Consider the following 4517-nt stretch of genomic DNA (forward strand, 5'->3'; position numbering starts at 1 on the left):
ATTGCTCCCGAGTGATCTTGGTCCAGGGCATCGTGCTCTCCCTCGAATCTTTGCAAATCCGATGGAATCACACCCCACTGAGATCACTCACCCATTTTTCAGTCAGGCTCTCAGGATGACGGGACAAAGGGGGCCTAATCGTCGACGTCGTCCTGCGGCCGGCCGAACAGATGGATGATGCCCGGCGTCGAGATGGTGACGAACAGGAAGCGCGACAGATGATGCGCGCCGACGAAGATCGGGTCGATGTGCAGCGTCAACGCCAGCGCCAGCATCGCGTCCATCGCGCCCGGCGCGAAGGCGACCACGACGTCCGCGAGCCGCACATGGGTGGTGAAGCCGATCACCGCGACGAACACGGCCGAGATCAGGATGGCAATCGCAAACGAGCCGAGCCCGGCATTGACGTGACTGAGCAGCGTCGAGGTCTTCATCCGCGCGAAGCGGGTGCCGATGATGGCGCCGATGCCGACCAGCGCGACGTTGCGGAGCCAGGGCGGCAGGCCGCCATCGACCAGCCCGGAGCCGTGCAGCAGGCTGGAGGCGAGCATCGCGCCGAACATCCAGCTGGCGGGGAATTTGATCCAGCGCAGCAGCAGCGAGACGCCGATCGATAAGGCGACCAGCGCGACGAGGCCGAACGGCGAGGCGACTGAGGTTGGCAATGGCGGCGGCGCTGCATGCGTCACCCCGGTCAGCGCCAGCACCAGCGGCAGCGCCGCGGTCAAGATGATCACGCGCATGGTCTGCACCACCGCGATCGCCGCGACGTCGGCGCCCTTTTCCGCGGCGAGGATCGTGATCTGCGACAGCGCGCCCGGGCTGCCGGCAAGGAAAGCCGAGGTCTGGTCCCAGCCATGGATGCGTTGCAGATAGAGGCTCGAGCCGAAGGTCGAGCAGAACGTCGCCAGGGCCAGCAGGCCGATGGTGAGCGGATAGGAGCTCATGTGCTGCAGCAATTGCTGCGACATCAGCGAGCCGAGGGAGATGCCGAGCAACAGCAGCACCGATTGCGTCAGCACCGCCGGCACCGCGAGCGGCCGTCCGGCCAATGCGGCGATCCCGACCGCGACCATCGCCCCCGAGATCAGGCCGCCCGGCAATTCCGCCCACAGAAACAGCAAGCCGCCGACGGTGCCGATGACGAGGGTCTCGAGCCCGTTCAGGACTTTGCTGCGGTCGGGAATGGCCGTTGCCATCGAAGCGCGGATCAGGGTCACGCCGCCTTATGGCAAATTCGCGTGAACGCGACAAATGCATCTCGCGATTGCAGCATTGCGCCGCGGCTCGCCCGGCGCACAGATTTTCACCCTTCGAAATGGGCCGGGGATTGCGATCAGTATCGCCACAAATTCGTCATGACGGGGCAGAGCGCGAAGCGCGTCTTCGCGCAGGTGTCCCGGCCATCCACGCCTTTCCCGCGCGCAATCCAACACGTAGGTGCCCGGCACAAGGCCGGGCACCACGGGTTCGTCGAGGGATCGAGCGCAGTTGCGACTGCCCTCCCCGATGGGGAGAGCGAATCGCATCAAGCCTGTCCGGACGTTACTTCGTCGCCGCGGGCGCAGCGGCGGCGCCGTCCGACTTCTCCTTTTTGCACTCGGAGCGGAATTTCTTGCGCTCCTTGCCGTGCAGCCCCTTGGCGTCGGCTTCCTTCGAGCATTCCAGCGACTGGGCGGTGCGCGGCTTCTTCTCGGCCGGCGCCTTGGTCTCGGCCTTCGGAGCGGCGTCCTTGGCGGCGGGCGCGGCCGTTTGCGCGAAAGCTCCGCCCATCAGCAGCAGGGAGGCCAGGGCGGTTGCGGACGCGAGCGTGGAAATCGTCTTCATGGGGCACCTCGTGAGGGAAAGAGGGCCGAAACGTCGCGCGACGATGCTGAACCGTGGATGAACATGCAGCGGTCCCGCCGCCACAATATTTTAACGCACAGGCGCGCTGGCGCGTTGTCGCAAGTCGGGGTTGAGCTAGGATAATGGTCTTACGCCAATGCTCCCCACGGGAAACCAACGGGAAACCAGGGATGACGGGAGACCAGGGATGACCATTCAGACCAGATTGTTGTGCGTGCTTGCGGTGTCAGGCTTTGCAGCCTTTGCGGCGAGCGCGCCGGCGCAGGCCCTGACCGCGCAGGAATGCAGCGCCAAGTACCAGGCGGCCAAGTCGGCCGGCACCCTCGGCGGCCAGAAGTGGAATGATTTCCGCAAGGCGCAGTGCGGCGCCGACGCGACCCCGGCTGCGGCGCCCGCCGCTCCGCCGCCGGCAGCCGCCGCGCCCGCTCCGGCCGCGCCGAAAGAAGCCAAGCAGGCGCCCGCCGCGGCACCGGCGGCGCCGGCAGGACCCGCCGTATTTCCGAACGCCATCGATCCCAAATACGCCAAGGAGTCCGAAGGCAAGGGACGCATGCACACCTGCGTCGACCAGTACAACGCCAACAAGGCCACCGGCGGCAATGGCGGCCTGAAGTGGATCCAGAAGGGCGGCGGCTATTACAGCGAATGCAACAAGCGCCTGAAGGGCGCCTGAGCGAGCCGACCGAGTTTGGCGAGCGGCCGGCGTAAGCCGGCCGCTTTCTGTTTGCACCGGCTCTATTGGCTGCAACTCTCTCTCTCTACGGGTTTTCCGTCAGCAGCTTGTCCGCCGACTGCGCCAGCAATTGCGCGCGCTTGCGCGGGCCGCGCTCGAGAAACAGCAGGCTCTGGCCGAAGATGAAGCAGTAGAACAGGAAGGCCTGCGCAACGGCCTCTTCAGTCGGCAGCCCGGTGGCGCGATAGAGCTGGGCGACATTCTTCAGCCGCGCGGCATCGACGCTCGCGGCGGCGGCGGCAGCGGCCTCATCGGTGCGCGCCCATTGCCGGATCGCGAGCTCGACCGCCATCGCCTCGGTGTTCATGCGCTCCGAATACAGCGTGATGATCGCCTTCAGCCGCTCGCGCGCGCTGGCGCCGTCGAGCGCGGTGTGCTTCTCGATCGATGCGATGCGGCGGTCGCGCCAGCGCGTCAGCATGGCCTCGAGGAGCGCGGCGCGATCCCTGAAGCGGCGGTAGAAGCCGCCCTTGGTGACGCCGAGATTCTTCGCCAGCACCTCGACCCGCACGCCGTCGACGCCGCTATGCGCGAGTTCGGCGAAGCCGGCCGCGACCCAGACGTCGCCTTTGCTTTCAGTCATGCGATCTCCGCGCATCCTAATGCGCGATGGGATCGTCATCGCGCATTAATCGCTTGTTTGTGCATGATCTCCGCGCAAACGCGTTGCGTTTGTCGCGAGGGAAAACCGCTTCGCACTTTTCCGGATCATGCTTTGATACGGTACCGTATTGCTAGCCTGCTTCGTCCCTGATACGCTACCGTATCAAAAATCGAAGGAGGGATCCGATGGAGGGCGAGGCGACCTATCGCGGCACGGTCTACCCCTGGCACTGCGACCATATCGGCCACATGAACGTCATGTGGTATGTCGGCAAGTTCGACGAGGCGGGCTGGAACATGTTCGCGCGGCTCGGCCTGACGCCGAGCTATCTGCGCGAGTCCGGCCGCGGCATGGCCGCCGTGCAGCAGAACATCTCCTACAAGCGCGAGCTGCTCGCCGGCGACCTCGTCGAGGTCAAGAGCCGGCTGGTCGAGTTCCGCGACAAGTCGATGCGTATCCTGCACGAGATGCGCAATGCGGAGACCGGCGAGATCGCAGCGACCTGCGAGATCGCGGCCGTGCATATCGACCGTGCCGCGCGCAGATCGACGCCGTTTGCGCCGGCGATCCGCTACGCGGCGATGCCGCATCTTGTGCCGTCCGAGCCCGCAATCGCGTAACCGCCATGCCCCGCTTTGAGCCGAAGAATCCCGATTACCGTGCGGTCGCGACCGATACATTCGCACGCCAGCGCGCGATGCAGACGCTTGGTATCTCAATCGCGCGGATGGAGCCCGGCGAGGTCGATCTCGCGATGCCCTACGCGCCGGAATTCTGCCAGCAGAACGGCTTCGTGCATGCCGGAATCATCACCGCGGGCCTCGACAATGCCTGCGGCATCGCCGCCTTCACGCTGATGCCCGAAGGCTCCGACATCCTCACCGTGGAGTTCAAGACCAACCTGCTGGCGCCGGCGCGCGGCGAGCGGTTCGTGTTCCGCGGCGTCGTGGTCAAGCCCGGCCGCACGCTGACCGTCTGCGACGGCCGCGCCTATGCGATCCAGGACGGCGCCGAGACGTTGGTCGCGACCATGAGCGGCACGCTGATGGCGCTGGCACGGCGGGAGTCGTAGAAGGCTAACTCTCTCCCCGTCACCCTGAGGTGCGAGCCTTGCGGCGCAAGGCACACACCTCGGGAGGACGGAGCTGGTCGAAGCGCGTGTTGCTTTCGCAGGGACGACGATTGTGGATGCAGGCCGCGCCACACACCCCGTGTCGTCCTGGCGAAAGCCCATAGGCGCTAAAATAGTTTGATCATAGTCTGATAGTGGCGCTTATGTCTGGGTGGCTCGCGTAGATGTCGCCGGAGAGCGTGACTGGCTCTGCAGAGTAG

At 65.6% G+C, this 4517-nt stretch carries 6 protein-coding genes; 3 read left to right on the forward strand and 3 right to left on the reverse strand.

Annotated features, from left to right (window positions below):
* Positions 1-134: 134 nt before the first annotated feature.
* Together ACZBJS_RS41975 and ACZBJS_RS41980 are read right to left on the reverse strand one after the other, a co-directional pair.
* Positions 135-1220, reverse strand: coding sequence for an AbrB family transcriptional regulator (locus tag ACZBJS_RS41975; protein ID WP_141343460.1), 1086 nt, complete (start codon positions 1218-1220; stop codon positions 135-137).
* A 325-nt stretch (positions 1221-1545) separates the two neighbouring features.
* Positions 1546-1827 carry a PsiF family protein gene (locus tag ACZBJS_RS41980; protein ID WP_076824983.1) on the reverse strand — a complete coding sequence of 94 codons (282 nt, stop codon included), beginning with the start codon at positions 1825-1827 and terminating at the stop codon, positions 1546-1548.
* A gap of 208 nt (positions 1828-2035) precedes the next feature.
* Between ACZBJS_RS41980 and ACZBJS_RS41985 the strand changes: the two genes are divergently transcribed.
* Entirely contained in the window at positions 2036-2521 is a 486-nt protein-coding gene (locus ACZBJS_RS41985) for a hypothetical protein (RefSeq protein WP_076824984.1), read from the forward strand.
* Between the two features lie 85 nt (positions 2522-2606).
* On the opposite strand, the gene ACZBJS_RS41990 is transcribed toward ACZBJS_RS41985, so the two are convergent.
* A complete protein-coding gene (locus ACZBJS_RS41990) occupies positions 2607-3164 on the reverse strand; it encodes a TetR/AcrR family transcriptional regulator (RefSeq protein ID WP_316396453.1) in 558 nt (185 codons plus the stop codon).
* Positions 3165-3370: 206 nt separating this feature from the next.
* Between ACZBJS_RS41990 and ACZBJS_RS41995 the strand changes: the two genes are divergently transcribed.
* Both ACZBJS_RS41995 and ACZBJS_RS42000 read left to right on the forward strand, forming a co-directional pair.
* Positions 3371-3805, forward strand: a complete 435-nt coding sequence (locus ACZBJS_RS41995; protein ID WP_463440281.1) for an acyl-CoA thioesterase — start codon at positions 3371-3373, stop codon at positions 3803-3805.
* Between the two features lie 5 nt (positions 3806-3810).
* Positions 3811-4257 carry a PaaI family thioesterase gene (locus ACZBJS_RS42000; protein ID WP_076824994.1) on the forward strand — a complete coding sequence of 149 codons (447 nt, stop codon included), beginning with the start codon at positions 3811-3813 and terminating at the stop codon, positions 4255-4257.
* Positions 4258-4517: the final 260 nt, after the last annotated feature.

It is taken from the genome of Bradyrhizobium sp. KZN70725, assembly GCF_055264925.1.

What these genes read in the sequence shown, in the direction of transcription:
- ACZBJS_RS41995 (WP_463440281.1), top strand. Translation starts at nt 3,371, where the DNA reads ATGGAGGGCGAGGCGACCTATCGCGGCACGGTCTACCCCTGGCACTGC.
- ACZBJS_RS41990 (WP_316396453.1), bottom strand. Translation starts at nt 3,164, where the DNA reads ATGACTGAAAGCAAAGGCGACGTCTGGGTCGCGGCCGGCTTCGCCGAA.
- ACZBJS_RS41980 (WP_076824983.1), bottom strand. Translation starts at nt 1,827, where the DNA reads ATGAAGACGATTTCCACGCTCGCGTCCGCAACCGCCCTGGCCTCCCTG.
- ACZBJS_RS42000 (WP_076824994.1), top strand. Translation starts at nt 3,811, where the DNA reads ATGCCCCGCTTTGAGCCGAAGAATCCCGATTACCGTGCGGTCGCGACC.
- ACZBJS_RS41985 (WP_076824984.1), top strand. Translation starts at nt 2,036, where the DNA reads ATGACCATTCAGACCAGATTGTTGTGCGTGCTTGCGGTGTCAGGCTTT.